This window comes from Janthinobacterium sp. HH102, from assembly GCF_001758625.2.
Classification (GTDB): Bacteria; Pseudomonadota; Gammaproteobacteria; order Burkholderiales; family Burkholderiaceae_D; genus Janthinobacterium.
This window is the reverse complement of record NZ_CP062062.1, coordinates 21,823-47,307: the sequence shown is the minus strand read 5'-3', so window position 1 is coordinate 47,307 and position 25,485 is coordinate 21,823. Positions and strand designations below refer to the sequence as shown.

Here is a 25,485-nt window from a genome sequence, read left to right as displayed (position 1 = left end):
GCCTCCCTCCAGACGCCTAGCGGAATTCTTCCGCCACCAGGTTGTACTTCTGCATCTTGTGATACAAGGTCTGTTTCGGCAATCCGAGCACCGTGCTCACTTCGCTGACGTTGCCCGCATATGCGCGCAGTTCCTGCTCGATCAGGGCGCGTTCGAAGCCGTTGACTTGCTCCGCCAGCGACAACGGACTGGGCTGGGCGCTCGCCAGCAGGCTCGAGGCGCCGCCGGCGATGCCGAGCACGAAGCGGTCGGCGATATTGCGCAATTCGCGCACATTGCCGGGCCAGGAATGGGCCATCAGGTTGCGCATCTGGGCGCTCGAGACGACGGGCGCGGCGCGGTTGTAGCGGGCGGCGGCGGCCAGCACGAAGTGCTCGAACAGGATGGGAATGTCTTCGCGCCGTTCGCGCAGCGGCGGCAGGTGCAGCACGATCAAATTCAAACGGTAATACAGGTCGCTGCGGAATTTTTGTTGCTGCGACAAGTCTTCCAGGTCCAGCTTGGCCGCCGCGATGACGCGCACGTCGACGGGTGTGGGCACGTTCGAACCCAGGCGTTCGATATAGCGTTCCTGGAGCACGCGCAGCAATTTCACTTGCAGGGACAGGGGCAGGCTTTCGATTTCATCGAGGAAGAACGTGCCCTGGTCCGCGTGCTCGATCTTGCCTACCTGCCGCTTGGCCGCGCCCGTAAATGCGCCCGGTTCGTGGCCGAAGACTTCGCTTTCGAATATGCTTTCGGGAATCGCGCCGCAGTTGACGGCGACAAAGTTGTGCTTGCGGCGGTGGCTGAAGTCGTGCAGACAGCGGGCCACCATTTCCTTGCCCGTGCCCGTATCGCCATAGATCAGCACGTCGGCCGGTTCGTCGGCAACGTCGAGTATCAAACGCCGTATGTCGCGCATTGCCACGGAATTGCCCAATAAACGTGCCTCGATGCCGCCGCCGTCTTCGAGCTGGCGGCGCAGGCTGTGCACTTCCAGGGTCAGGCGCCGGGTTTCCAGCGCGCGCATGATGACGTCGACCAGCTGGTCGGACGAATACGGTTTTTCGATGAAATCGTAGGCGCCCGTGCGCATGGCGTGCACGGCCATGGTGATGTCGCCGTGGCCCGTGACGAGGATCACGGGCAGGTTGGCGTCGAGCGTCTTGACCGCTTGCAGCAATTCCAGGCCGCTCATGCCGGGCAGGCGCACGTCGCTCACGACGATGCCGGGGAAATCGGGCGTCAGCAGTTTATAGGCCAGCTCGGCCGAGTGGAAGGCCAGCACGTCCAGCCCGGCCAGCTGCAGTGCCTGTTCGCTGCCTTCGCGTACGGTGGGGTCGTCTTCGACCAGCAAGACCTTCAAGCCGTCAAACATGTTTTTCCTCCTGCGTTGCAATCTGTAGTTCGATGGTGAAGACGGCGCCGCCGCCCGGGGCGTTTTCGGCGCGCAGCACGCCGCCGAACTGGCGCGTGATCTGTTCGGAAATGGCCAGCCCCAGACCCAGTCCCAGGCCTTGCGGTTTGGTCGTGAAGAACGGTTCGAACAGGTGTTCATACACTTCCGTCGACAGGCCCGGCCCCGTGTCGGCCACGTGGATCAGCACGTGCTCGGGCGTGCACTCGACGGCCACGCGCAGGCTGCGCACCTCGCTGCCGTTCATGGCGTCGAGCGCATTGGCGTACAGGTTCACCAGCACCTGCTCCAGGCGGTTGCTTTCGCACATGGCGAAGATATCCTCGGGCGGCAGTTGCAAAGTAAAACGCACATTTTCCACCTGCAGCCGGCGTTCGACGAGGAACAGGGCGTTGCTGATCGCCGTGGGAATCGAGACGGAGGTCAGGCTGGTCGTCGATTTGCGCGCAAAGATCTTCAATTGCCCCGTAATGGTCCCCATCCTGGCCGCAATTTGCGAGATCTTCGCCAGGTTGCGCCGCGCGTCGTCGAGCCGGCCCCGCTCGAGCAGAATGACGGCATTGTCGGACATGGTGCGCAGCGCCGTCAGCGGCTGGTTCAGTTCATGCGTGATGCTGGCCGACATCTGTCCCAGTACGGCCATCTTGCCTGCTTGGAACAGTTCATTCTGCGTGATGTGGAGTTTCTGTTCGGCCTTGCTGCGCACCTCGATTTCCTGGCTCAGGCTTTGCGTCATGGCATTGAGTTCCGAGGTGCGCTCCTCGACCATGGCTTCCAGGTTGTCGTAGGCATGCTGCAAGTCTTCGCGGGCGCGCAGTTTTTGCGCCACGGCCGCGCGGCGCTGGCGCAGGTAAAAGAACAGCAGCATGAAAAAGCCCAGCAGCACGCACGAGAAGGCGGCCGCCGCGCGCGCACTGGCCTTGGCCTGCGCCAGGTCGGACAGGTAAATGAAGGTCCAGCCTTGCGGCGACTTGAGCTTGATCTGCGTCATGACGCTCGAGCTGGTCTTCGGCGGCGTGTCGGCATGTTCCTGTTCGCGCACGCTGATCACGCGCGCGCCATTGCCCAGCTGGCGGTCGGAAACGAAGGGAATGGCTTCCAGCTGCTTCGAGTAATACTGGCGCGTGCGGTTGAGTTCTTCGACGACGGCGGGCGACAGCGGCGCCAGGGTCTTGTACTTCCAGTCCGCCATGGAACTGAGGAAGATCACGCCGTGCTCGTCGGCCAGCATGACCTTGTCTGCGCCCTGTACCCAGCGTTTTTCCAGGGTTTCCAGGTTCACCTTCACCGTCGCCAGGCCCAGCATGTGGCCATTCTGGTAGATGCCGTGGGCAAAGAAGTAACCGGGCTCCAGCCGCGTCGTGCCCACGCCATAAAAGCGGCCCGGCGTGCCGCGCAAGGCATCCTGGGCGTAGGGGCGGAACGAGATGTTGTCGCCAATAAAGCTGTCCGGCCCCTGCCAGTTGCTGGCCGCCCGCGTGTTGCCGTCGAGGTTGCTGATGAAAATGGTCGAGGATTTCGCCTGGGCATTCATCTGCTCGAGGTAATGGTTGACGGTGTCGACCAGCACCGGGTCTTCCGGGTGCTGCAGCAGGCGGATCACGTCGCGGTTCAGTTCCAGGGTCTTGGGCAGGAAGTCGTATTTCTCCAGCGCGTTTTCCAGGCTGCTCACATACACTTCGAGGCGCTGCGCGCCGCTTGCCTGCAGTTTGCCGATGGCGATGCGTTCCGTCCAGAAATACACGAGCCAGACGGTGGCCAGGCAGGCGGCCAGCACCACGCCCCAGGCCAGCGTTTCGCGGCCCGACCGTTGCGACAGGCGCTGGCGCCAGGAAAGGGTGGGTTTGTTACTGCTATTCATAAAATCAGCTGCCAACTTGCAAGAACCCACAGTATCGCATCTTGATGTGTCTCAACATAAAAAAAGCCGCCGGACATGCATCCGGCGGCCTGCGCTAGCGTGAGCCGCGATTAGAAGGTATGACGCATACCGAGGTTGAAACCGCTGTTGCCGGTGCCATTGTCGGTGGCGTTGCCGACGACGAAGGTGGCGCCGTTCTTGTTGCTGATGTGGCCATAGCCGGTGTACAGGTCGGTGCGCTTGGACAGGGCGTAGAACGCGCCGATGGCCCACTGCTGGGCATCACGGTTCAGGTTGCTCTTGTCGTTGTGGCGGATGTACGAAGCGACCAGCTTGGTGGCGCCGAACGGGGCGCTGAAGCCGACGAGGATGTCGTTGCTCTTGCTGTTGTCGAGGGCACGGTTGTCGGCGTAGCCGAAGTTGCCTTGCAGCACGCCAAAGTCGTAGCGCGTGGCCAGCAGGGTGTTGCGCGTTTGCTGGGTCGCCAGCGCATTTTCCTTGCGGTGGTGCGTCAGGGTCACGTTCAGCGGGCCATCGATGTAATGCACGGCGCCGCCCATGCTGCGGTTTTTCGCGTTGTCGCCGGCCACTTCGCCAAAGCCGTACGCCAGGTCGGCCGACAGTTTGCTCCAGGTCGGCGTGCTGTATTGCACCATGTTATCGACGCGGATATTCGTCACCATCAGGTTCGACGCCGTGCCGGCCAGGCCGATGACAAACGGATCGGCCACGTCGCGCAGGGCCAGGTAGTACGGCGAGTACTGGCGGCCCAGGGTGACGGCGCCGGCGCTGCCGGTCAGGCCGACATACGCCTGACGGCCGAACAGCAGGCCGCCCTGGCCCGAGGTACCGGTATCGATATTGAAACCGCTTTCCAGCACGAAGGTGGCGGCCAGGCCGCCGCCCAGGTCTTCCTTGCCTTTGAAGCCGATGCGCGAGCCCGAGGCGACGCCGGAAGCGACGCGGTTCAGGCGGTCTCCGGCCGCATCCTTGTCGAACACCAGGCCGGCGTCAGCCACGCCGTAGACGGTCACGCTCGATTGGGCCATGGCGCCGGTGGAGGCTGCGCCGAGGGTCAGCAGGGTAAACAGGACTTTTTTCATGAAAATCTCTCTAATAAGTTGGAATGACTACTGATCGCACTACCTGACTGCTTGTTACTCAACATGGACAACAAATAAATAGCCCGCTTGTGGCGGGCCATGGCGCTATCAGGCTTTGCTAGCGTGATCCGCTTCGCCCCAATGGCTTTCCGTGTTCTGGTTGGCCGCGTTGGCCGCGGCTGCTTCTTCCTCGGTGGCCAGGCCACCTTCCCACTTGGCGACGACAGCCGTGGCGACGGCATTGCCGACCGCGTTGGTGGCCGAACGGCCCATGTCGAGGAATTGGTCGACGCCCATCAGCAGCAGCAGGCCCGCTTCCGGAATATTGAACTGGTTCAGGGTAGCGGCAATCACCACCAGCGAGGCGCGCGGCACGCCGGCCATGCCTTTCGAGGTCAGCATCAGCAGCAGCAGCATGGTGATCTGCGTGCCGATCGACAGGTCGATACCGTAGGCTTGCGCGATGAACAGCACGGCGAAGGTGCAGTACATCATCGAGCCGTCCAGATTGAAGGAGTAGCCCATCGGCAACACGAAGCTGGAAATCTTGCGGTCCACGCCGAACTGGTCGAGTGCCGTCAGCAGTTTTGGATAGGCCGCTTCCGAGCTGGCCGTCGAGAATGCCAGCAGGAATGGTTCGCGGATCAGGCCGACGAGCTTGAAGATGCGCGGGCCGATGACGACGAAGCCGGCGCCGATCAGCAGGGCCCACAGGCACATCAGGCCCAGGTAGAAGCCGCCCATGAACTTGGCAAACGTGACCAGCACGCCCAGGCCGTGCGTGGTGATGACGGAAGCCATTGCAGCGAACACGGCCAGCGGGGCCAGGTTCATGATGGTGCCGGTGATGCGCAGCATGACTTGCGCCAGCTGATCGACGACGGCCGTCAGGGTCTTGCCCGATTCGCCCAGGCCGGCCAGTGCGCCGCCGAAGAAGATCGAGAACACCAGCACTTGCAGGATTTCATTGTTGGCCATGGCCTCGATCGGCGATTTCGGCACCAGGTGCGTGAAGAAATCTTTCAAGGTGAAGGCGGCCGTTTTCAGATTCGTTGAAGCGTGTACGTCCGGCAATGGCAAGCCCAGGTTGGTACCGAGCTGCATCAGGTTCGACAGCACCATGCCCAGCGCCAGCGAGACCAGCGAGGCGACGACGAACCAGCACATGGCTTTCAGGCCGATGCGGCCGGCTGTCTTGCCGTCGCCCATGTGGGCGATGCCGACCGTCAGGGTGGAGAACACCAGCAGCGCAATGATCATCTTGATCAGGCGCAGGAAGACGTCGGTGACGATGGAAATATTGCCAGCGATTTGCTTGCTCATGTCCGCATCGGGGAAAGCGGAATGGCATCCATAACCGACGGCAATGCCGAGGATCATGGCAATCAGGATGTACAGGGTTAATGGCCGTTTCTTTTTCATTATGACTCCTCCGGTGAAACGCCGCTGTGAGCGGATTATTGATTGCGAGCAACTCAAGCTTGGAGTCAATATTTCTCAAAAACAAGCCCTTGCGTGCCAGCGATTATTTGCAGCAAAACCTGTACATAGCAAAGGATATGCCTGAAATGGGAATTTGAAACCTAACTTCTTAAGTTGTTGATTTGAGGAAGCTTTTTTGTTGCTTAGATGTTGCAACTTTGCACGTTTGCGCGAAATATTGGACGCGCAAGCGCATCGCTGTATGACTTTTCATACGCTAGTCGCGGCAGGGCGGCGGTGCGCCAAAAAGACAAGATTATCAGGACAATAAAAAAGCCCCTCCGAAGAGGGGCTTGATGTGACGCGATGCGGGTTCTCTAGATGTTAGAACTTGATATTCGCCGTCAGGCTGAACGAACGGGGCTGGCCTGGCGTGTAGCGGAAGCCGGACTTGTTGATGGCTGCCACATAGGTCTTGTCGGCCAGATTGTAGGCGTTCAACTGCAAGTCGAGGTTCTTGTTGACGGTGTAGGTTGCCATGGCGTCGAAGACCCAGTAGGCATCCACGCGGGCCGGCGTACCGACGGCGCCATCGGTGCCGCGCAGCATTTCACCCACGTAACGCGCGCCGCCGCCGATCTTCAGGCCGAAGGGCAGGGTGTACGAGGTCCAGCCCGTGAACGCCTGTTTCGGCGTGTAGCTGAGGTTATTGATGCCGCTTGCCGTGACGACCTTGCCCGACTCGACCTTGGTATTCATGCGCGTGTAGCCGGCGCTGACCAGCCAGTTCGGCATGATCTCGCCCACCATGCCGATTTCGACGCCCTGCACGCGTTTCTTGCCATTCTGATAGTAGATCAGGTCGACGGGATCTTGCTCTACTTCATTTTTCACGTCCGTCTGGTAGACGGCGGCCGACAGCGACAGTTTTTGTTTCAGGAAATCCCACTTGGTGCCGATTTCCTTGGTGGTGGTTTCCTGCGGATCATACATCGGATTTTGCGCGCTGCTGGCGCCCGTGCTCAGCGTGAAGTTGGTGCCCGGCGGCGCCTTCGAGGTGGCCCACAGCGCATACACGCTGCTGTCCGGCGTCGGCTTGTACAGGGCCGAGATCTTGCCGTTGGCGAAGGTGTCGTTCAGGGTGATGTGAACAGGAATAGGCGTGCCTACCGGCAGTTTTTGCACCTGGCCTGCGGCGACGGCCGTCTGCAGGGTGACGGAGTCATAGCTGGTGTTGAAATGGTCGAAGCGCACGCCGCCGTTGAAGATCCATTTGTCGCCGAACTTGATGGTGTCGAAGACATAGGCGCTTTGCGTGTTGACTTCGCCTTGGCTGTAGGCGCCGCTGCGCACAGGCTGGTAGCCGGTGACGGGGTCGCGCGGGTTCGGATGGTACAGATTGGCGTCCGGCATGGTGCCCAGGCTGGCAGGCACATAGCTGTAGTTGGTCTGCTTTTCGCTGGTGAATTCGGCGCCGGCCACCACGGAGTGCTTGAGCACGCCCGTATCGAATTGCGCGCTGACCACGGTCTGGTTGGTCAGAATCGTGTTTTCCTGATCCTTGACGGTGCGCAGCGAGCGCGCCAGGGTCCAGGTCGACGGATCGGTGGCCACCGGCGTCTTCAGGTTGGCGGTGCTGCCCATGAAGGCCGTCAACAGGTAATCCTGCTTGGTCTTGCCGTAGCGCGTGGTGTTCTGAATCTGCACGTTGGGCAAGAAATCGTGATCGATGCGCAAGGTGCCCATGTCGGCCTTGACCTTGTCGTGGTCCGCGGTGGAACCGTAGAAATTCTTTGGATCGACCTTGGCGGCGCTATTCAGGAAGGTGCGGATGACCTTGTTCGTCGGCGTGATACTGTCCGGCGTGCTGTAGCCGGGCAGGCCGATGGTGGGTACGAAGCCGTCGGGCACGTTGTTTTGATCCACGTGCAGGTAGCTGGCCGTGATGCGCGTCGGCTTGCCGATGCCGAAGGTGACGGTAGGCGCGAAGGCCCAGCGCTTGTTCTTGACTTCGTCGCGCGCCGGATTGCCGCTGTCCTGCGTCATCAGGTTCAGGCGGAAAGCCGTGCCGGAATCGGCGTCGATGATGCGGTTCCAGTCGGCCGTGGCGCGTTTCTGCTTGCCGCTGCCGGCCGTCAGCAGCGAATTGAACTTGTTTTCCATGGTGGCCGTCTTGCTGACCAGGTTGATCGAACCGGTGGGCGAACCGCGGCCGCTGTCCGTGCCCGCCGGGCCCTTCAATACGTCGATCTGTTCGATGTTGAAGACGTCGCGCGAGATGGAGCCCACGTCGCGCACGCCATCGACATAGATGCTGCCCGAGGCATCGAAGCCGCGCATGTAGACGGCGTCGCCCGTGTTCGTGTTGCCGTTTTCACCGAGGAAGAAGGTACCGACGCCAGGCGTGTTGCGCAGCGCGTCCGTCAGGGTCAGCGCGCCTTGCTGTTCGATCAATTCCTTCTTGATCACGACGATGGTTTGCGCCGTGTTGACGAGATCTTCCGTGTATTTCGGCGACGAGGCTTTTTCGGCCTTGAAATCATTTTCCTTCGAGCCCACGACCTTGATTTCGTTCAGGGTTTGCTGCGATGCCGGGGCGCTTTGGCCGGCGGGGTCGGCCGCCTGGGCGGCGACGGGCAGCAGCATCACGGCCAGGGCGGCGCCGATGTGCTGGTTGAAACGGGTTGGGGCGTGTTTGCGGCTCTTGATTGCCATCTTGCTCTCTCGATAAGTTCAGGGTGGTGGTTCCTGGCTGGCTCTGCGCCGCAGTGCTTGGGCACGCGGGCAAGTGGCTGGCGATGGAGACGGAATAGGCGGTATTGTAATAACTGGGCGCTATTTCGTAAATGAGAATCGTTATCAGTATCGTTTACGCAACGGATTGGACTTAGCGCAAAAAAAACATGCGCATGGCTCATGAATGCTTGCTTTGCAGCCCGGGCGCTGCTATGCGCGCAAGCGTTTGGCAGCGGGAGTATGATGAGCAACCTTTACAAATTTCTTCCCAGCACATGCTGCACACGCCCCTTGCCTTCGTCCCCCTGATCGACACGCCCGAACCGGCCCCGGCCGCCACCGAGACGCTGACATTCGTCTTTCACCGCGGGCGCCTGCTGTTGCGTATGCCCAGGCTGACCCTGCCCACTGCCGCCGAGGCGGCCGTGCTCGATATTGACCTGAGCCGCGCCCAGCCCGTGGGCTGGTGGCAGGGCCGCTATTGCCAGACGGTCTGGACGGATGCGGAGTTGTTGCCCGCCGATAGCGGCTTGGCGTATCACGGCATGCGTTCGCTGTTCAACGCCGTCGATGATGACTTCCTGGGCCTGGCCAGCCGCGCCATGCAGTTGGCCGAATGGGCGCGCACGCACCGCCATTGCGGCGTGTGCGCCACGCCCATGCAGCGCACGCGCGGCGAACGCTGCTTTACGTGCGCCGCCTGCGGCATGCTCGCGTACCCGCGCATTTCGCCCGCCATGATGGTGCTCATCCGCAAGGGCGACCAGGTGTTGCTGGCGATGCATAAAAATTCGCCATCGCAGCGCTTCAGCCCGCTGGCCGGTTTCCTGGAAGCGGGCGAATCGATCGAGGAAGCCGTGCACCGCGAAGTGATGGAAGAGGTGGGCTTGCGCGTGCATAACTTGCAGTACTTCATGAGCCAGTCCTGGCCGTTTCCCCATTCGCTGATGATCGCGTTTACAGCCGATTATCTCGATGGCGAGATCCGCCTCGACGAGAACGAGATCGCCGAGGCGCGCTGGTTCGGCCCCGGCGATGCGTGGCCGGAACCGAGTTCGAGCGTGTCGATTTCCGCGCTGCTGGTCGGCGCGCACCGGCCGCCGGCGCAGTCGTAAAGCTGGGGCTGCTCAGGCAGCCTGCCGCATTTTCTATATACTGGCGGCAATTGAAAATTTTAGGGTGGTTTAGCATGTCTCAAGAAGAATTCTCCGAAAACGACTGGCGCCGGCTGATCAGCAGCCTTGGTGAAGATCCGCAGCGTCCAGGCTTGCTGGAAACGCCGGCGCGCGTGGCCAAGGCGTGGAAGCACTGGACGTCCGGTTATGGCCAGGACCCGGTGGACTTGCTGAAAGCCTTTGAAGATGGCGCGGAACAGTACAACGAGCTGATCGTCGTGCGCGGCATCCCCGTCTACAGCCACTGCGAACACCACTTGGCGCCGTTCTTCGGCAAGGCCACCATCGGTTACGTGCCCAACGGCAAGATCGTCGGCCTGTCGAAACTGACGCGCCTCGTCGATTGCTTCTCCAAGCGCCTGCAAGTGCAGGAACGCATGACGATGCAGATCGCCAATGCGCTGATGGAAGTGCTGGAACCGAAATCGGTGGGCGTGGTCGTGCGCTGCCGTCACCTGTGCATGGAAAGCCGCGGCATCCGCACGCCGGGCGAAGAAACCATCACCTCGGCCATGCTGGGCGAGATGCAGCCGAACCTGGCGCTGCGCACGGAATTTCTGGCCCTGGCGCGCGAAGTCTGATTTTCGGCGACGATGCGGGACGAAGGCGGCATATGCCGCCTTTTTTCATGCGCGCCCGGATTCCCGTTCCGCCAGGTAGCGGGCCGGCGGCTTGCCCACAGCCTTGCGGAACATGGTGACAAAACCGCTGGTATTTTCATAACCGAGTTCCAGCGCCACCGCTTTCACGCTGTGGCCTTGCGCCAGTCGTTGCAAGGCCAGGATCACGTGCAGTTGCCGGCGCCAGCGGCCCACGCTCATGCCCATTTCCTCCAGCGACTGCCGGGTCATGCTGCGCTCGCTCATGCCGATGCGGCTGGCCCACTCGGCCAGGGTGCTTTTATCGGCTGGCTGCGCCAGCAGCAGGGCGGCCAGGCGGCGCAAACGCGCATCGCGCGGCATTGGCAGATGCAAGTCTTCCACGGGCGCGACCGCCAATTCGTCGAGCAGGGTGGCCACCAAACGTTCCTGCGCGCCCTGCAGCGCGATCAGGGTGGGAAAACCGGCCGCCTTGGTGATGAGTTCGCGCAACAGGGGCGAGACGGCCACGGTGCAGCAGATGGCCGGCAAGGCCGGCGCCGTGGCCGGCTCGATAAACAGGCAGTAGCACTCGGCCTCGCCCACGCCCTGCGCCGAATGCATCAGGCCGCCCGGTATCCACACGGCGCACTGGGGCGGCACGATCCACACTCCACTTTCTACTTCGCAATGGATCACGCCCCGCGTGGCGTACAGCAGCTGCCCCTTGCGGTGCTGGTGCGGCGCCTGCTCCGCATCCTCTGGCACGCTGGCTAGGCCCACGGCCAGCAAGGGGCGCAGCACGCCGTCGACGTCGAAATCGAGGATGGAGGCATCGTCGTCCAGACCCAGATGGGCCGTCAGCATGCTGGGCAAGAGGGGATGGGGCATGGGATGACTTTGGCTGGATTGAATAATATTGTGGCTATTGTATGCAATGACGTCGGGCGCCGTCATCGGTATCGTATGGCTATCCGCAGTCCCGCTTCAACGGCAACCGCCGCCGCCCGTGTTCTGATGAAGGTGAGGAGAAACGGCAACCCCCTTGAAGGAGTCCCCCATGCAACTCGATATCACCGATTTCCCCCTCGTCTGGATGCGCCGCGACAACGCCGCCAGCGGCCCCGACGATGCCTTGTTCAGCCAGTTCGAGGACTTGCTGGCGCGCCAGCAAGCGTTTGTGATTCTCAGCGAAGAAGGCCTGGACGAGGATGGGCATGACCATCCGCAGGAAGAGCGCAAGCGCGCCGTGCTGTGGATGAAACGGCACAAGGCCGCCCTGCGCGCGTATATCCAGGGCATGGTGCTGGTCGAACCGAGCGCCGCCAAGCGCCTGGCCGGCAAGGCCTTTGCCGTCATGTTCGGCCAGTTCTGGGGCTACCCTTTACACTTTGGCACCAGCCGCGATGACGCGCTCGACATCGCCCAACATTTGCTCAGGGCCTGGCTGCCTCCAAGGGAAAACTAACAACGCCAAGAGCACCTGACAAAACCGTAGCGAGCGACAGTGATTTGTGGCCAAGAAGCGCAACCGTACTTTTGTACGGGGGCGCCGAGCCGGTGAGCATCGCAGGCCGCAAAGCGCGCCGCGCAGCAGGTTTGGTCAGGTGTTTTAGTAGCGGTAGTCGTTGACGAAGTGTTTTGTAAAGTTGTACTTGCTGCCGCCGTCGAGCAAGTCGATCAGGCGTTTCGGCGCCGAGGCCGACATGAAGGCGTCGGCCGCGCCGCCCGTGCTGCGGAACTTCATGCCCGGGCTGAGAATCTGGTTGGCGCCGATCTTCAGGTGCTGGAAGCTTTTCGTCTTTTCGTTGTTGAGGATGAAGTGCAATTCCTGCTTGAACGTCAGGAAGGGGATCTTCAGCCACCAGCCTTCGTCCGTGCCATAGCTGGCGACGCTGGCAAAATGCGTGTTCTTGTCCGTCAGCGTGGGTTTGCCCAGGCGGTCGTTGATGCGTTTCATGGCTTCATTCTTGGTCATGCTGTGCTTTCGTGATTCAATCGATCTGGCGTGCATTTTGACACACGCCCGCCCTCCACGCTGCCTTGCCGCTGCCTATCCGCATCCTTTTTTGCTGCAATGCAATATCGCAATGCAACATCAATTCTCATCAATTGTCGCAACGCATTAACAACACCGGGCAAAAATCATTGCCTCCCGGCATTGTAAATATCGGTCGTTCGAGCGTATGCTGGAGACGTCTGAACGGTGTCGCCAGAGCACCGTCGCCGCCGCATTCCGGGCTTGCCCAGCTGGAAGCGGGCCACGCCCCATCGCCGCACAATAGAGAGTCGGAGACACAGCATGAAGAAATTGACGTTCCAGCAGAAGTTATGGATTCCCCTGATTTGCAGCCTGTTGTGCATCACCGTTATTTTTGTCTACAACGCGCTGGAAATTCGCAAGATCCGCATCGAAGAACGCAGCGCCGACCTGAGCAATGCCGCCGACCTGGGCCTGGGCGCCGTCAAGATGTTTGGCGACCTGGCCGCCAGCGGCGCCTTGACCAAGGAAGAAGCGCAAAAGCAGGCCACCGCCGTCATCAAGAGCATGCGTTTCGGCGAGACCGGTTATTTGTCCATCATCGATCTCGATGCCGTCGTGGTGATGAATCCCGCCGCGCCGCAAACCAACGGCAAGAACATGTCGGATTTTAAAGATGCCAACGGCACCTATCTGTACCGCGACATCGTTGCCGTCGGCAAGAGCGATGCGGGCAAGGGCTTCGTCCACTATTACTTCCCCCGCCCGGGCCAGAAGACGCCCGAACCGAAGATGAGCCGCGTGGTGGCCTACAAGCCGTGGGCCTGGACCCTGGTGGTGGGCGTGTACATGGATGATATCGATGCGGCCTTCCGCCAGTCGCTGCTCACCTCGCTGGGCGTGCTGGTGCTGGTGTGCGGCCTGCTGGCCGCCGTCGTCGTCGTGATCAACCGCAGCCTGCGCCATGCGCTGGGCGGCGATCCCGAGTATGCGGCCGACGTGGCGGAAAAGATCGCGAATAACGATTTGAGCGGCGTCGTGCGCACGCATGCCAGCGACCGCCACAGCGTGCTGTACGCGATGAAAACCATGCAGGCCAACCTGGTCGACGCGATCAGCGAAATCCGCCACAGTGCCGAGACTATCGCCACGGCATCGAGCGAGATTGCCAGCGGCAATATGGACTTGTCGGCGCGCACGGAAATGCAAGCCAGTTCGCTGGAAGAAACGGCGGCCTCAATGGAGGAATTAACCTCGACCGTGACGCAAAACGCGGGCAATGCCGTGCAGGCGAATGAACTGGCGCAGTCCGCTTCCGCCGTGGCCCGCCAGGGCGGCGCCGTGGTGGCGCAAGTGATCGGTACCATGGACACCATCAACGCGTCGTCGCGCAAGATCGTCGACATCATCGGCGTCATCGACGGCATCGCTTTCCAGACGAATATCCTGGCCTTGAACGCGGCCGTGGAAGCGGCGCGCGCGGGCGAACAGGGACGCGGCTTCGCCGTCGTGGCGTCGGAAGTGCGCAATCTGGCGCAGCGCTCCGCGGGCGCAGCGAAGGAAATCAAGGAACTGATCGGCGCTTCCGTCGACAGCATCGCGGCCGGCAGCACGCTCGTCGCACAGGCGGGCACGACCATGGATCAGGTGGTGGCCAGCGTGTCGCGCGTGACCGACATCATGGCCGACATCACGGCCGCCTCGCATGAGCAAAGCACGGGCATCGGCCACGTCAACCAGGCGATCACGGAGATGGACAGCGTGACGCAGCAAAATGCGGCACTGGTGGAAGAAGCGGCGGCAGCGGCGTCGAGCATGCAGGACCAGGCGGCCGTGCTGGCGCAACTGGTGGCGCGCTTCAAACTGTCGGCGCAGGAACCGGGAACGTCGCCGCGCCTGACGGCAAGCTCGGCCGCACCGCGCGCCGTGGCGAAAAAGCCCCTGCGCAGCTTGGCGGCGCGCTAAGTGTTCCTATTGGGCCGGTGCCGCCGCTTGCGGCGCCGGCTCGAATTCCAGCTTGTCATCGACGACCACGAATTGCCCGACCGGCTGGCCCAGGTCGGCTTTCGGGTCGTTTTCCATTTCCGTCAGCTCATTGCAGGTATTCGTTTCCGCCTGCCACAGCTGCTTGCCCATGCGGATATTCCACAGGCCATCGCCGGCCGCGAACAGCTCGACCTTGATGTCGGCCGGCGCATCGGTGGACAGCGTATGCAGGCGCTGGCATTGCGGCAGGTTGGTGGCCATCAGCTGCACTTCCACCGTATCTTGCCAAAAATAACGTTGCTGGCGGCGCACGGTCAGGGAATGGTCTTGCCCATCGAACATGTAGATGGCGAAGTCCTGGACACAGCCTGACAGCAGGACGGACAGCGTGACGATCAGGAGTTTGCGCATGGTCGGCTTTCTTTGTTTGTACTCTGGAATGTCGGGATGCCTGCGTGACGGCGCTAGTGAATGCTTGCCCTGCCGGGGCGCCGTCTTGTTTTTCGCTTACGTGGCATTATATCCATGCATATCAGTTGCGGCGCGACAATAGTTCTGCCAAGTGCGCCTGCCCCTACTTATCTACCTGGAAAGACCACGATGATCGACCTGTATTATTGGACCACGCCCAACGGGCACAAAGTGACGATGTTCCTGGAAGAAGCGGGCATCCCCTACAACATCATTCCCGTGCATATCGGCAAGGGCGAGCAGTTCAAGCCCGAGTTTCTCGCCATCGCGCCGAACAACCGCATCCCCGCCATCGTCGACCAGGCGCCGGCGGATGGCGGTGAACCGCTATCCCTGTTCGAATCGGGAGCGATTTTGCAATACCTGGCCGAGAAAAGCGGGCAATTCCTGCCGGCCGACGTGCGGGGACGTGCCGAGGTCATGCAGTGGCTGTTCTGGCAAATGGGCGGCCTTGGCCCCATGGCCGGGCAAAACCACCATTTCGTGCAATATGCGCCCGAACCGATCGATTACGCCATCACGCGCTACGTCAATGAAACGAACCGGCTATACGGCGTGCTGAACAAGCGCCTGGCGGACCGCGCATTCGTGGCCGGCGACACGTATTCCATCGCCGACATGGCGATCTACCCGTGGATCGTGCCGCACGCACGCCAGCGCCAGAAGCTGGAAGACTTCCCGCACCTGGCGCGCTGGTTCGCGGCCATCGCCGCCCGTCCCGCCACGGTGCGCGCGTATGCGCGCGCGGCCGAGATCAATGTGCAGCCCACCGTCAGCGGCGACGCGAAAAGCGTGCTGTTCGGGCAGACGGCGAAGACTATCGGCCAGGTTTAATTTCCGCGGTAGGTGGAAAAGCCGAAAGGGCTGAGCAGCAAGGGGATGTGATAGTGCTGGTCGGTCTTTTCCACGTGGAATTGCACGGGGATTTCCGGGAAGAAGGTTTCCTGTTTCAGCCGTGTATAGTGCTCGCCGGTTTTAAACACGATGCGGTAGTCGCCCGCCTGCATGGGTTGATTTTCCGGATACATGGCCGCGATGCGCCCCTGCGCATTCGTCACGGCGCTGCCCAATTGTTGCCAGGCATCCCCTTTTTTCTGCTCCAGCGTGACCGTCACGCCGGCCGTCGGCTGGCCGCTCTGCAGGTCGAGGATGTGCACGCTCAAGGGATTGGCGGCCAGCGCCATGCTGGACAGGCTGGCGAAGGCCAGGGTGGCGGTGATTTTTTTCAGATAGGTCATCGTTGTTGCTTTCACAGGGTGGGGGAATCGAGTTCAGGAATGGCGGCCAGGGCGGCATGGGCGCAGGCCCGGTCTTGCAGGGCGCCACCGCCACCGGCGACGCCGATGGCGCCGACGACTTCGCCCTTGGCGCGCAAGGGCAGGCCGCCGCCCAGCAGCAACAGTTCCGGCACGGTCGTCAAATTGGCCATGTCGGGATTGCCGCGCGCGGCCACGGCCAGCGCCTGGGTATCGTTTTTCGTCGACAGGGCCGTGTAGGCCTTGCGCCGGCTGGCGTCCGTGTTGTGCGGCCCGACGCCATCGGCGCGCTGCACGGTCACGACATTGCCGCCACGGTCGAGTACGCTGACGACGATATGCCGGCCTTGCGCCTGGCACGCGGCGATGGCCGCATTCGCCAGCTTGTTGGCCATTGCCAGAGAAAGATCATCGACCTGGCGCAGCTGGGCGTGGGCGGGGCTGGCCAGCAGGTACAGCAGGGTACTGCCGAGTAACAGGGTTTTCATGTGGCTGTCCGTTGATAAGGTGGCGCCAGTATGGTCAGTGTTGCCCTACGAGAAGATGATCGCCGCATGACATTTTTATCATCCGCGGTGCCCGGCGCGCGGCGTAGAATGGTTTTATATTCCCCTTAGAAAGCTGCCATGCGCATCCTGGTCATTGAAGACGAACCGAAGACGGGCGACTATCTGCTGCGCGGCCTGGCCGAGTCCGGCTTCACGGTGAGCCTGGCGCGCAATGGCCGCGATGGCTTGCACATGGCAAGTACGGAGTCACCCGATCTGATCGTGCTCGACGTGATGCTGCCCATCATGGACGGCTGGCAGGTCTTGCGTGCGCTGCGCCTGCAAGAGGGCGGCGCGGACGTGCCCGTGATTTTCCTCACGGCGCGCGACGAAGTGCAGGACCGCGTGAAAGGGCTGGAACTGGGCGCCGACGATTACCTGGTGAAACCATTTGCCTTTGCCGAACTGGTGGCGCGCATCCGCACCCTGCTGCGGCGCGGGCCACCGCGTGAAGACGACGTCATCCGCATCGGCGACATGGAAATCGACGTGATGAAACGCAAGGTCAGCCGGCAAGGCCAGCGCATCGCCCTGACGGCCAAGGAATTCGGTTTGCTGCATTTATTGGCGCGGCGCCAGGGCGAAGTGCTGTCGCGTTCCATCATCGCCTCGCAAGTGTGGGACATCAATTTCGAGAGCGACACCAATGTCATCGACGCGGCCATCCGCCGCCTGCGCAGCAAGCTCGACGATCCGTTCGAACCCAAGCTGATCCACACCTTGCGGGGCATGGGCTATGTCTGCGAATTACGCGCGCCCACGGTACCTGACAATGGCGCCGCCGCATGAAGCTGGCAGAACTGCGGCGCTCGCTGACCCTGCGCGTGACGCTCGTCTTCGTGCTGATCGTGGCGCTCGTGTCGGCCGGGCTGGGCATGCATTTGTACCGTTCCTTTGTGGCGGAAATCGAGCGCCGCGATGACATCTTATTGCTGGGAAAACTGCGGCAGATTCAGCAATTACTCGGCAATGCCGGCACCCTCGATATCATCCGCGAGCGGCCCCAGTATTTCCGCGACACCATGAGCGGCCAAGAGAATTCCCTGGTGCGCATCGTGCGCGCCGATGGCACGCGTTTGATCGATGTCAATCCGAACGGCGAGAACGTCGCGCATGCTGTTCCCGTGGCCGTCGATGCGCCCGTGACGGCCAGCGACATCGTCAGTTGGACCAGCCGCGACGGCTATCCGGCCCGGGTCGTGGCGGCCAGCGCCCGCATCGGCGAGCCGGCGCAGATGGCCGATATTGCCGTCGCCCGGGTCTACGGCGACCGCACGGCCATGTTCGCCGCCTACCGCTGGCAGATCGTCGTCTCCGTGGCAATCAGCGCACTGGTGGCGGCGATTCTGGCCAGCGTGATGCTGCTGCGGGGCTTGCGGCCGCTGCGCAATATCGCCGCCCATGCGGCCCTCGTGCGGCCGGGCAAGCTAGGGCAGCAGCTCGAGGCGCGCGATGCGCCCACGGAACTGTTGCCCCTGATCCAGGCCCTGAACGCCATGCTGGCGCGCCTGCAGGAAGGCTATGCGCGGCTGTCGCAGTTTTCCGCCGATCTGGCACATGAATTTCGCACGCCCGTCACCAATCTGCTGGGACAAAGCCAGGTCATGCTGGCCCGCCCGCGCAGCGCGCACGAATATGAACAGCTGGTGTCGTCAAATGTGGAAGAGCTGGAACGGCTGTCGCGCATGATCGACAGCATGCTGTTTCTGGCGCGCGCGCAGCAGGATGAAATGGTGCTCGTCAAGCAAGTCTTGCCCGTGCAGGACGAGTTCTTGCGCCTGGCCGATTTCTTTGAAGGCCTGGCCGAAGAGCGCGAGCTGGCGCTGGCCTGCCACGGCAGCGGCACGGTGACGGCCGAGCCGCAACTGCTGCGCCGCGCACTGGGCAATTTGCTGTCGAACGCCATCCGCCACGCGGCGCCGGGCAGCACGATTTTAATGCGTTCGCACGCGACCAACGAGGGCGTGGAACTGAGCGTAAGCAACCTCGGCCCCGCCATCCCCGCGCGCCATTTGCCCCACCTGTTCGAGCGCTTCTACCGCGCCGACCCGGCCCGCAGCGACTCGGCCGCCTCCACAGGATTAGGGCTGGCCATCGTCACGGCCATCATGCAGTTGCACGGCGGCAGCGCGACGGTCGCATCCGACGCTGCCGCCACGACATTTACCTTGGTTTTCCCGGCGTAATATTGATGGTGGTGGTGTCGGATTACGCGCTTGCGCGCTAATCCGACCTACGTCTTGGTTTTCCGGTGCAGCAACGTAGGTCGGATTAGCGGGGCGTAGCCGCGCGTAATCCGACAATAGCGATTCGGCCGCTTCCGCAGGCCTGGGCATGGCCTGCGTCACGGCCATCGTGCAGTTATACGGCGGCAGCGCGAGTGTGGCGTCCGACGCGGCCGCCACGACGTTTACCTTGGTCTTCCCGGCGCAGCAACGTAGGTCGGATTAGCGGGGCGTAGCCGCGCGTAATCCGACAAGAGCGGCCAACAATGTTGTCGGATTACGCACTGGGGCGCTAATCCGACCTACGCCTGCCAATCAGCCCATCTCCACCAAAAACTCATGCATGCCCGTATGCGGCAACTGTGCACACGCTGGTGCAAAATGCGGCAACTGGCCCCACAGCAGCGGGTTGCCGACGATGTACACATAATGCTGCGCGCGCGTCAGGGCCACGTTGAGCAGGTTCGGCGTACTGGCCGCCCATTGCGCGGCGCCGGCCGTGCTGTCGTCGGCGCCGAGCACTAGCATCACCACGCTTTGTTCCTTGCCCTGGAAGGTGTGCACGGTGCCCACCATCTGACTGCTCCACTGGCGCAATTCGCGCGCCGTCGGCGCCTTGCCGTAGCCGAGGCGGCGGTCCCAGTCCATGTCGACGATGCGCGAACGCAATTCGTTGCGCACGGCCTTGAACGGCGTGATCACATACATGTCCGGCAGCTTGCCGTCGCGGCGATATAGTTTCAATAACACTTCCAGCACGAAATCGAGCTGCACCGGCACCACCTGCTTGTAGCTGACGGCGCCGACGGCGTCGATCCAGCGGCTCGGTCCCCGCGTCAGGCCCCGCGCGCCGGCCGGCGGCGTGCGTTCAGCCAGCCCATAGACCATCTTGTCTTCGTAGGCGATGCTGTTGGCCAGCGAAAACATCGGTTCGACGCAGCGGCGGTGCACGCGCAGGGGGCTGCCGATCCACAGGGGCTGCGCGCTGCCGGTGCCGACCGTTGCGCCATAGCGGTTGGCCTTGTCGGCCAGGGTCTGCACGGAAACGGAAGTCGGCGCGTAGCTGCCGTCCTGCGTATGCGGCGACAGGGCGGACAGGGTCTGCACGAGGCGGCCCGGCACCGTGAACACGGGTTCGATCTGCAGCGGGTCGCCCACGACGACGGCGCGCTTGGCGCGCCACAGGCTGCCCAGCGCCGCTTGCGGCACGGCCTGGCCCGCTTCATCGATGAACAGCCAGCCCAGCGATTCCGGGCCCATGCCCTGGAACTGGCGCGCGAACGAGGCAAACGTGGTCGACACGACAGGCACCACCATGAACAGGCTGTGCCAGACCATGGCGACGTGCGACTGGTCATACGCGCGCTTGTTTTTCAGCAATTTCGACACGGCCAGCAAGTTGCCGCCAAAGCCGGGTCCGCCCTTCTTCGCTACTTCCGCCAGCCACGCTTCGTGCAGGGCCAGGGCCTTGACAAACAGGCGCGAGCGCAGGCGCGCCAGCGCCGGTTCATGCCACAGGCCGCCTATCTGCAAGGCGTCGCCGTCCAGCTCGTCCACACTGGCCGGCGTGATGATGGTGGGGAAACGCATGCGCGCGCGGCGCAGCAATTCCGTGCTGTCATCCCATTCGCGCTGGCGCGATTGCGCCGTGCGCAGGGCAATGTGCAGGCTGTTGCGGGCCCGCTCGCAGCGCGGCTCCAGCTCGCCCTTGAGCAGCAGCTTGATGGCGGACACGTCGCGCGCGGCCTGGCGCTGCGCTTCGGCGTTGGCCACGACGGCGTCCTTGTAGGCGCGCGCCGGGGCCGTGCGGAACAGGCGGGCAAAAAAGCCCGGTTGCGTCAGCGCCACCAGGCGCTCTTCTTCCAGCAATTCCTTCTTGCTGGCGAGCAGGGTGTCCTGCTGTGCCAGCGCGCCGGACAGGGCGCCATTCGCTGCATCCATCTCTTGCTCAGCTTCAATCAACGCTTGCTGGCTGGCCTGGATAAAATCGGCTTCCGAGCACGTGCCCACGGCTTGCCACAGGGCCGCATATTGCGCGTGCTCGGCCAGGGCCTTTTCCACCACGTGTTCCGTTTCGCGGAACTCGCGCGCGGCCTGGGCGAAGCTCACGCCTTGGTAGCTGGCCAGCCACTGGCGGATATTCTGTGCATTCGGCGTCTTGCGCGCCGTGCTCTTGTCCCAGTCGTCGTCATAAAAATTGCTGACGAAGCGGCGGCGGTTGGCGCTATTGCCCAGCGCGCAGGACATCAAGCCCCACGGCGCTTCCGTCTCGACCAGGGCGCGGTTGGCGCCATTGCCATCGGCCACCACGCGGCGCGCCACGCTTTCAAAATAGCGCGTGCGCGCCCATTCCTTGCCCAGCTGTTTCGGTTTTGGGAGGTCGCCGGAAATATTTTCCACCGCCGCGTTGTTCGACGAGGCGACGACCATTTCAAAGCCCGTCAATTCCGGGCGCAAGCGGGCGATGGTGATCGGGTCGCGCACGCCTTCGAAGGCCACGGCCACCTTGCCGATGAAGGCGTCGCCGGCGCGGTCCAGACAGGACAGCACGCTGGCGCGGCGCACGATGTTGTCGGCGAACAATTCGCGCAATAACGTCGTCTTGCCCGTGCCGGGCGGGCCGTTGACGGAAAAGATGCCGCGTTCGCTCAAGCCCGTGCGCGCGCCGTGGATGGCGAACTGCTGCATCAGGCTCATGGCGTAGCTGGCGTCTTCCAGCCAGTGCCCGCGGTTCATGTTCGCGGGATTGAGCATGGCGGCCAGCGCCTGGCGTCCGGCCGGGCTGTACAGGTCGATGCGCTCGTCCTGCGCCAGCGGCGTCAGGTAGGCGGCCACCGTGGCCGGCAACTTGCCGCCACGCAAGGCGCGGATGATCTGCTCCAGGTCATCGAGGTAAAAACTGTTGAGGATATCGATCGACGGCTCCACCGCGTCGCCAAAGTCCAGGCTGCGGTTCTGGCTGGCCTCAGCCAGGTCGCCTTCCGTCACGGCCGCGCGTTTCTTGCGCGTGCGCAATTCCAGCACGGCCAGCGGCTGGCCGGCGGACGGGTGGAAGCCGGCCCAGTCGATGAGCAGGTCGGCCAGGGCCGCGATTTCCATGCCGGACAGGGGCGCCGAGACATTGCCTGCCTCGTCCGTCACTGGCTGCGGGGCGCGGGCGGCGGCAAAGTTGCGCAGGCTGTCCTGCAGCACCAGCTGGCTGTCGCTGAAGGCGTCCAGGCTCAGGCCCGACCAGTCCGGCGTGCGGGCGCGGCCCAGGGCCCACGGCAAGGTCGACACGGAGACCGGGTCGAACTGCGGCTCGCCCAGCGCATTGAGGTTAATGCGGGCAAAGCACGAGCGTCCCAGCAGCTCTGTTTTTTCTGTCTCGGCAATGTTTTCCGGGCCGTTGGCCGGCGGGCAAGCCTTGTTGATTTCGGCCTTGTCGAACACGCCGAGGAACAGTGAAAAGCCGTCGATCTCGCGGTCGGAAGGGACTGGCCACTGCGTGGCGAACTGCGGCGGCAATTGGGCCAGCTGTTCGCGGTGGAGGAGACGCACGGTGGATTGGTCTTCAACGTCCGTGATTTGATTCAGGTCAAACGGGATAAAGAATTCGATCTTGTGCCAATACTCCAGGATAGCCAGGAGGCGCTGCTGTTCTGCCTGATTCATGATGACCAATATTTTGTAAAGCGAGCGAGGATTGTAAAGCGTATGCGCGGTGCACGTTTTGCACTTTTGTCTATTGCGCGGGCTTTGCCGCAAAAAAAGTGGTATTGGCGGACGAAAAAAAGCCAGGCAGCAACTTCCTGCCTGGCTTTCCCCGTTGCGATGTTGCCGGGTGTTAAAACTCTGGTATTAACACGGGTGTTTTAAAACTCTTCCCATTCGCTTTCGGCGGCGGCGTTGCTGCGGCGCGCCGGCGTGGCCGCGACGGCCTTGCGCACAGGGGCGGGCTTGGCTGCGGGGCGCGCGATGGCGGGCGCAGCCGCTGCCGGCGTGGCGCGCACAGGCGTCAGCTTGCTGACGCTGGCAACATGGTTGCCGGTTTTAAAGAAGCCCACCACGTGCGCCAGTTCGCCCGCCTGTTCCTGCATGCTTTGCGAGGCGGCCGCCGCTTCTTCCACCAGGGCCGCGTTTTGCTGCGTCACTTCATCCATCTGGGCAATGGCCATGTTGATCTGTTCGATGCCGATGGTCTGCTCGTGCGTGGCGGAGGTGATTTCGCCCATGATGTCGGTGACGCGCACGATGCTGTCGACGATGTCGCCCATGGTCTGGCCCGCTTCATTGACGAGGCGCGAACCCGTGTCCACGTTGGCGACCGAAGCGGCGATCAGTTCCTTGATTTCCTTGGCGGCCGAGGCCGAACGGTGCGCCAGATTGCGTACCTCGGTGGCGACGACGGCGAAGCCACGGCCCTGTTCACCCGCGCGCGCCGCTTCCACGGCCGCGTTCAAGGCCAGGATGTTGGTCTGGAAGGCGATGCCGTCGATGACGCCGATGATGTCGACGATTTTCTTCGACGAGTCATTGATCGTGCCCATGGTGTCGACCACTTGCGCGACGATGCTGCCGCCGCGCACGGCCACTTCCGACGCGCTTTTCGCCAGCTGGTTCGCCTGGCGCGCATTGTCCGCGTTCTGTTTCACGGTCGAGGTCAGTTCCTCCATGGCCGACGCCGTTTCTTCCAGCGAACTGGCTTGCTCTTCCGTGCGGGACGACAGGTCGAGGTTGCCTGCGGCAATTTCGCTCGACGCTGTGGAAATCGCATCCGTACCGTTGCGCACTTGCGCCACCACGCCCAGCAAGCTGGTGTTCATGGCTTTCAGGGCGCCCAGCAGGCGGCCCGTTTCATCGCTGGAATCGACGACGATGTGCGACGACAAGTCGCCCGAGGCCACGGTTTCGGCCACACTGACGGCCGCATTGATGGGCTGGGTGATCGAGCGCGTGATGATCCAGGCAACAAAAGCGCCCAGCAGCACGGCCACGCTGCCCAAGGTAATCATGGAAGCGCGCGCACTGTTGCTCAGCGTTTCGGCGTCCGTTGCCGCCTGGGCCGCCTGCTCGCCTTCATACGCGACCAGGCTGTCGAGCGCGCCCAGCACGCGTTTCAGGCTCGGCGCCGCCTGCTGCGTCAAAAAGGCGATCGCTTCATCCGTCTGGCCCGCATTGCGCAGCTCGATGACCTTGTTGTTCAGCGGCGCGCCCGATTTCAGGGCCGCGTCCAGTTCAGCCATCAGCGCCGTTTCCTTGTCCGTCGAAATTTTCTTCTGCAGGGTTTCCTTGGCGGCGCCGTATTTCTTGCGTGCTTCGCCGATCTTTGCCAGTTCCGCCTGCACCAGCGCTTCCGTCGGCGCCACCACAATGCTGGTGATCGCCAGGGTAATGTTGCGCACGTTGTCGCTCATGGTATTGGCGGCCGCCATCTTGACGTTCTTGTCGGCCACGATGTCGTGTGTGCGTGCGCTCAGTTGCCCCATGGAGTACAGGCCGACGAGCAAGACGGCCACCAGCAGACCGAGAACGACAGCAAATCCGATCCCGAGCCGGGTGCCGATTTTGAATTGTGTAAGTGACATGATTGCTTTCGTATTGCGGAAGTGAGGGAAAACGTCGACAGGCCAAGGCTACGGGTTTATACGTAAGGGCAGCCAGCCTGTAATTGTTCCTCAAAATTCCGCACTGCAATACAAAAACTTGTATCAAGTCCGCGAAAAGTTTAAAAAATGGTAGCAAATTAAATAAGTTGTCGTGTGGAAACAACGAGCGCGACGCCGGATGCGGGCTTAGTTTTCCGGAAACACGTGGGTGGCGAGGAAGTCGATGAAGGCGCGCAGTTTCGGCGTCAGGTGGCGGCTGCTGGGCCACAGGATGCGAAAGGCGCCGTCGTGCCGGCGGTGCGCGTCCAGCACCGGCTGCAAGCGGCCTGCCGTCAGCGCCGCGCGCGCGGCAAAGTCGGGCAGGGCGGCGATGCCCAGGCCGCTTTCGGCAAAGTGCAGCAGGGTGTCGACATTGTTGCAGTTGAGCACAGTCGGCAAGCCGGCCGCGTGCAGGGCATGCCACTCGGGCAAGGGCCACGCCTCGACCTTGCCGCTGCTGGGAAACTTGTACAGCAAACAAGTGTGGCGGGCCAGGTCGGCCGGCAGCGCGGGCGTGCCGTTGCGCGCCAGATAGGCTGGCGCGGCCACCAGTTGCAGCTGGAACTGGCCCAGCTGGCGGCTCATCAAACGGCTGTCGGCGCTTTCTCCCGCGCGCACGACGGCGTCGTAGCCTTCCTCGATCACGTCGACCCGGCGGTCGCTGAAATCGAGGTCGAGTTCCACCTGCGGATAGGCACGCGCAAAGGCCGCCAGCACGGGATTGAGCAGGCTGCCCACCTGCGGCAGGCTGACGCGCAGCCGGCCTTGCGGCGCGCGCTTGCTGTTCGATAACTCCAGCTCGGCCGCCTCGATCTCGCCCAAGATGCGCCGGCAGCGTTCGAGAAACACAGTGCCTTCGCTGGTCAGCGCGATGCTGCGCGTGCTGCGGTGAAACAGGCGCACGCCGAGCCGCTCTTCCAGCCGCGCGATGCTCTTGCCAACGGCCGAGGCGGAAATACCCAGCACCCGGCCCGCCGCCACGAAACTGCGCAGCTCCGCTGCCTGCACGAAGGCCGTGAATCCCGCCAGGTTATCCATGGTTTTCCTTTTGATTGCGGATGCCAACGTCCGCACAGACTGAAACTATAGCCTGTTTTTCTTTGATCGCGCCTGGCTT

General features: G+C 62.5%; 21 protein-coding genes. 8 read left to right on the top strand and 13 right to left on the bottom strand.

Going from position 1 to position 25,485, the window contains the following annotated elements; genetic code table 11:
* Nucleotides 1-16: 16 nt before the first annotated feature.
* The 5 genes from JAB4_RS00185 to JAB4_RS00165 form a co-directional block, all read right to left on the bottom strand.
* Nucleotides 17-1,360 (bottom strand): sigma-54 dependent transcriptional regulator, encoded by a 1,344-nt coding sequence (locus tag JAB4_RS00185; RefSeq protein WP_070224796.1) that lies wholly within the window; start codon nt 1,358-1,360, stop codon nt 17-19.
* Complete coding sequence (locus tag JAB4_RS00180) at nt 1,353-3,260, bottom strand: ATP-binding protein (protein ID WP_070224795.1); 1,908 nt, start codon at nt 3,258-3,260, stop codon at nt 1,353-1,355. Before JAB4_RS00180 ends, JAB4_RS00185 begins: the two co-directional genes overlap by 8 nt.
* A 110-nt stretch (nt 3,261-3,370) precedes the next feature.
* Nucleotides 3,371-4,363, bottom strand: a complete 993-nt coding sequence (locus JAB4_RS00175) for a porin (protein ID WP_070224794.1) — start codon at nt 4,361-4,363, stop codon at nt 3,371-3,373.
* A 108-nt stretch (nt 4,364-4,471) separates the two neighbouring features.
* The gene (locus JAB4_RS00170) at nt 4,472-5,785 is read right to left on the bottom strand and encodes a dicarboxylate/amino acid:cation symporter (RefSeq protein ID WP_070224793.1); all 1,314 of its coding nucleotides are present in this window, start codon (nt 5,783-5,785) and stop codon (nt 4,472-4,474) included.
* A 384-nt stretch (nt 5,786-6,169) separates the two neighbouring features.
* Nucleotides 6,170-8,500 carry a catecholate siderophore receptor Fiu gene (locus JAB4_RS00165; protein ID WP_070224792.1) on the bottom strand — a complete coding sequence of 777 codons (2,331 nt, stop codon included), beginning with the start codon at nt 8,498-8,500 and terminating at the stop codon, nt 6,170-6,172.
* A gap of 296 nt (nt 8,501-8,796) precedes the next feature.
* On the opposite strand from JAB4_RS00165, the gene nudC reads away from it, so the two are divergent.
* Complete coding sequence (gene nudC, locus JAB4_RS00160) at nt 8,797-9,636, top strand: NAD(+) diphosphatase (protein WP_070224791.1); 840 nt, start codon at nt 8,797-8,799, stop codon at nt 9,634-9,636.
* A gap of 74 nt (nt 9,637-9,710) precedes the next feature.
* Complete coding sequence (gene folE, locus JAB4_RS00155) at nt 9,711-10,277, top strand: GTP cyclohydrolase I FolE (protein ID WP_034781250.1); 567 nt, start codon at nt 9,711-9,713, stop codon at nt 10,275-10,277.
* A 45-nt stretch (nt 10,278-10,322) separates the two neighbouring features.
* Here the strand turns inward: folE and JAB4_RS00150 are convergent, their stop codons facing one another.
* The gene (locus JAB4_RS00150) at nt 10,323-11,165 is read right to left on the bottom strand and encodes a helix-turn-helix transcriptional regulator (RefSeq protein ID WP_227742068.1); all 843 of its coding nucleotides are present in this window, start codon (nt 11,163-11,165) and stop codon (nt 10,323-10,325) included.
* Between the two features lie 169 nt (nt 11,166-11,334).
* On the opposite strand from JAB4_RS00150, the gene JAB4_RS00145 reads away from it, so the two are divergent.
* Complete coding sequence (locus tag JAB4_RS00145; protein WP_070224790.1) at nt 11,335-11,742, top strand: hypothetical protein; 408 nt, start codon at nt 11,335-11,337, stop codon at nt 11,740-11,742.
* Between the two features lie 144 nt (nt 11,743-11,886).
* Here the strand turns inward: JAB4_RS00145 and JAB4_RS00140 are convergent, their stop codons facing one another.
* Entirely contained in the window at nt 11,887-12,252 is a 366-nt protein-coding gene (locus JAB4_RS00140; protein WP_070224789.1) for a hypothetical protein, read from the bottom strand.
* A gap of 324 nt (nt 12,253-12,576) precedes the next feature.
* Here JAB4_RS00140 and JAB4_RS00135 point away from each other — a divergent pair, with 324 nt between their 5' ends.
* A complete protein-coding gene (locus JAB4_RS00135; RefSeq protein ID WP_070224788.1) occupies nt 12,577-14,220 on the top strand; it encodes a methyl-accepting chemotaxis protein in 1,644 nt (547 codons plus the stop codon).
* A 6-nt stretch (nt 14,221-14,226) separates the two neighbouring features.
* On the opposite strand, the gene JAB4_RS00130 is transcribed toward JAB4_RS00135, so the two are convergent.
* Complete coding sequence (locus JAB4_RS00130) at nt 14,227-14,652, bottom strand: hypothetical protein (RefSeq protein ID WP_070224787.1); 426 nt, start codon at nt 14,650-14,652, stop codon at nt 14,227-14,229.
* Nucleotides 14,653-14,841: 189 nt separating this feature from the next.
* On the opposite strand from JAB4_RS00130, the gene JAB4_RS00125 reads away from it, so the two are divergent.
* Nucleotides 14,842-15,546 carry a glutathione binding-like protein gene (locus JAB4_RS00125; protein WP_070224786.1) on the top strand — a complete coding sequence of 235 codons (705 nt, stop codon included), beginning with the start codon at nt 14,842-14,844 and terminating at the stop codon, nt 15,544-15,546.
* Here the strand turns inward: JAB4_RS00125 and uraH are convergent.
* Nucleotides 15,543-15,950 carry a hydroxyisourate hydrolase gene (uraH, locus tag JAB4_RS00120; protein WP_070224785.1) on the bottom strand — a complete coding sequence of 136 codons (408 nt, stop codon included), beginning with the start codon at nt 15,948-15,950 and terminating at the stop codon, nt 15,543-15,545. The genes JAB4_RS00125 and uraH overlap by 4 nt on opposite strands.
* An 11-nt stretch (nt 15,951-15,961) precedes the next feature.
* A complete protein-coding gene (locus JAB4_RS00115; RefSeq protein WP_070224784.1) occupies nt 15,962-16,456 on the bottom strand; it encodes a heme-binding protein in 495 nt (164 codons plus the stop codon).
* Nucleotides 16,457-16,594: 138 nt separating this feature from the next.
* On the opposite strand from JAB4_RS00115, the gene JAB4_RS00110 reads away from it, so the two are divergent.
* Nucleotides 16,595-17,305 carry a heavy metal response regulator transcription factor gene (locus tag JAB4_RS00110; RefSeq protein WP_070224783.1) on the top strand — a complete coding sequence of 237 codons (711 nt, stop codon included), beginning with the start codon at nt 16,595-16,597 and terminating at the stop codon, nt 17,303-17,305.
* Nucleotides 17,302-18,702 carry a heavy metal sensor histidine kinase gene (locus JAB4_RS00105; protein WP_083287362.1) on the top strand — a complete coding sequence of 467 codons (1,401 nt, stop codon included), beginning with the start codon at nt 17,302-17,304 and terminating at the stop codon, nt 18,700-18,702. The genes JAB4_RS00110 and JAB4_RS00105 overlap by 4 nt, the downstream gene beginning before the upstream one ends.
* 354 nt (nt 18,703-19,056) lie before the next feature.
* On the opposite strand, the gene JAB4_RS00100 is transcribed toward JAB4_RS00105, so the two are convergent.
* Complete coding sequence (locus tag JAB4_RS00100; RefSeq protein WP_227742067.1) at nt 19,057-22,281, bottom strand: AAA domain-containing protein; 3,225 nt, start codon at nt 22,279-22,281, stop codon at nt 19,057-19,059.
* Here JAB4_RS00100 and JAB4_RS30560 point away from each other — a divergent pair.
* Nucleotides 22,249-22,599: a hypothetical protein gene (locus tag JAB4_RS30560; RefSeq protein WP_227742066.1), complete on the top strand. Its 351-nt coding sequence runs from the start codon at nt 22,249-22,251 to the stop codon at nt 22,597-22,599. The two genes, JAB4_RS00100 and JAB4_RS30560, sit on opposite strands and share 33 nt — an antisense overlap.
* Here the strand turns inward: JAB4_RS30560 and JAB4_RS00095 are convergent.
* Together JAB4_RS00095 and JAB4_RS00090 are read right to left on the bottom strand one after the other, a co-directional pair.
* Nucleotides 22,596-24,308 carry a methyl-accepting chemotaxis protein gene (locus JAB4_RS00095; RefSeq protein ID WP_070224781.1) on the bottom strand — a complete coding sequence of 571 codons (1,713 nt, stop codon included), beginning with the start codon at nt 24,306-24,308 and terminating at the stop codon, nt 22,596-22,598. The genes JAB4_RS30560 and JAB4_RS00095 overlap by 4 nt on opposite strands.
* A 207-nt stretch (nt 24,309-24,515) precedes the next feature.
* On the bottom strand, nt 24,516-25,406 hold the full coding sequence (locus JAB4_RS00090; protein WP_070224780.1) for a LysR family transcriptional regulator: 891 nt from the start codon (nt 25,404-25,406) through the stop codon (nt 24,516-24,518).
* Nucleotides 25,407-25,485 lie beyond the last annotated feature (79 nt).

Coding starts and splice junctions, on each gene's coding strand:
- JAB4_RS00185 (WP_070224796.1), bottom strand. CDS start 1,360: ATGTTTGACGGCTTGAAGGTCTTGCTGGTCGAAGACGACCCCACCGTA.
- JAB4_RS00180 (WP_070224795.1), bottom strand. CDS start 3,260: ATGAATAGCAGTAACAAACCCACCCTTTCCTGGCGCCAGCGCCTGTCG.
- JAB4_RS00175 (WP_070224794.1), bottom strand. CDS start 4,363: ATGAAAAAAGTCCTGTTTACCCTGCTGACCCTCGGCGCAGCCTCCACC.
- JAB4_RS00170 (WP_070224793.1), bottom strand. CDS start 5,785: ATGAAAAAGAAACGGCCATTAACCCTGTACATCCTGATTGCCATGATC.
- JAB4_RS00165 (WP_070224792.1), bottom strand. CDS start 8,500: ATGGCAATCAAGAGCCGCAAACACGCCCCAACCCGTTTCAACCAGCAC.
- nudC (WP_070224791.1), top strand. CDS start 8,797: ATGCTGCACACGCCCCTTGCCTTCGTCCCCCTGATCGACACGCCCGAA.
- folE (WP_034781250.1), top strand. CDS start 9,711: ATGTCTCAAGAAGAATTCTCCGAAAACGACTGGCGCCGGCTGATCAGC.
- JAB4_RS00150 (WP_227742068.1), bottom strand. CDS start 11,165: ATGCCCCATCCCCTCTTGCCCAGCATGCTGACGGCCCATCTGGGTCTG.
- JAB4_RS00145 (WP_070224790.1), top strand. CDS start 11,335: ATGCAACTCGATATCACCGATTTCCCCCTCGTCTGGATGCGCCGCGAC.
- JAB4_RS00140 (WP_070224789.1), bottom strand. CDS start 12,252: ATGACCAAGAATGAAGCCATGAAACGCATCAACGACCGCCTGGGCAAA.
- JAB4_RS00135 (WP_070224788.1), top strand. CDS start 12,577: ATGAAGAAATTGACGTTCCAGCAGAAGTTATGGATTCCCCTGATTTGC.
- JAB4_RS00130 (WP_070224787.1), bottom strand. CDS start 14,652: ATGCGCAAACTCCTGATCGTCACGCTGTCCGTCCTGCTGTCAGGCTGT.
- JAB4_RS00125 (WP_070224786.1), top strand. CDS start 14,842: ATGATCGACCTGTATTATTGGACCACGCCCAACGGGCACAAAGTGACG.
- uraH (WP_070224785.1), bottom strand. CDS start 15,950: ATGACCTATCTGAAAAAAATCACCGCCACCCTGGCCTTCGCCAGCCTG.
- JAB4_RS00115 (WP_070224784.1), bottom strand. CDS start 16,456: ATGAAAACCCTGTTACTCGGCAGTACCCTGCTGTACCTGCTGGCCAGC.
- JAB4_RS00110 (WP_070224783.1), top strand. CDS start 16,595: ATGCGCATCCTGGTCATTGAAGACGAACCGAAGACGGGCGACTATCTG.
- JAB4_RS00105 (WP_083287362.1), top strand. CDS start 17,302: ATGAAGCTGGCAGAACTGCGGCGCTCGCTGACCCTGCGCGTGACGCTC.
- JAB4_RS00095 (WP_070224781.1), bottom strand. CDS start 24,308: ATGTCACTTACACAATTCAAAATCGGCACCCGGCTCGGGATCGGATTT.
- JAB4_RS00090 (WP_070224780.1), bottom strand. CDS start 25,406: ATGGATAACCTGGCGGGATTCACGGCCTTCGTGCAGGCAGCGGAGCTG.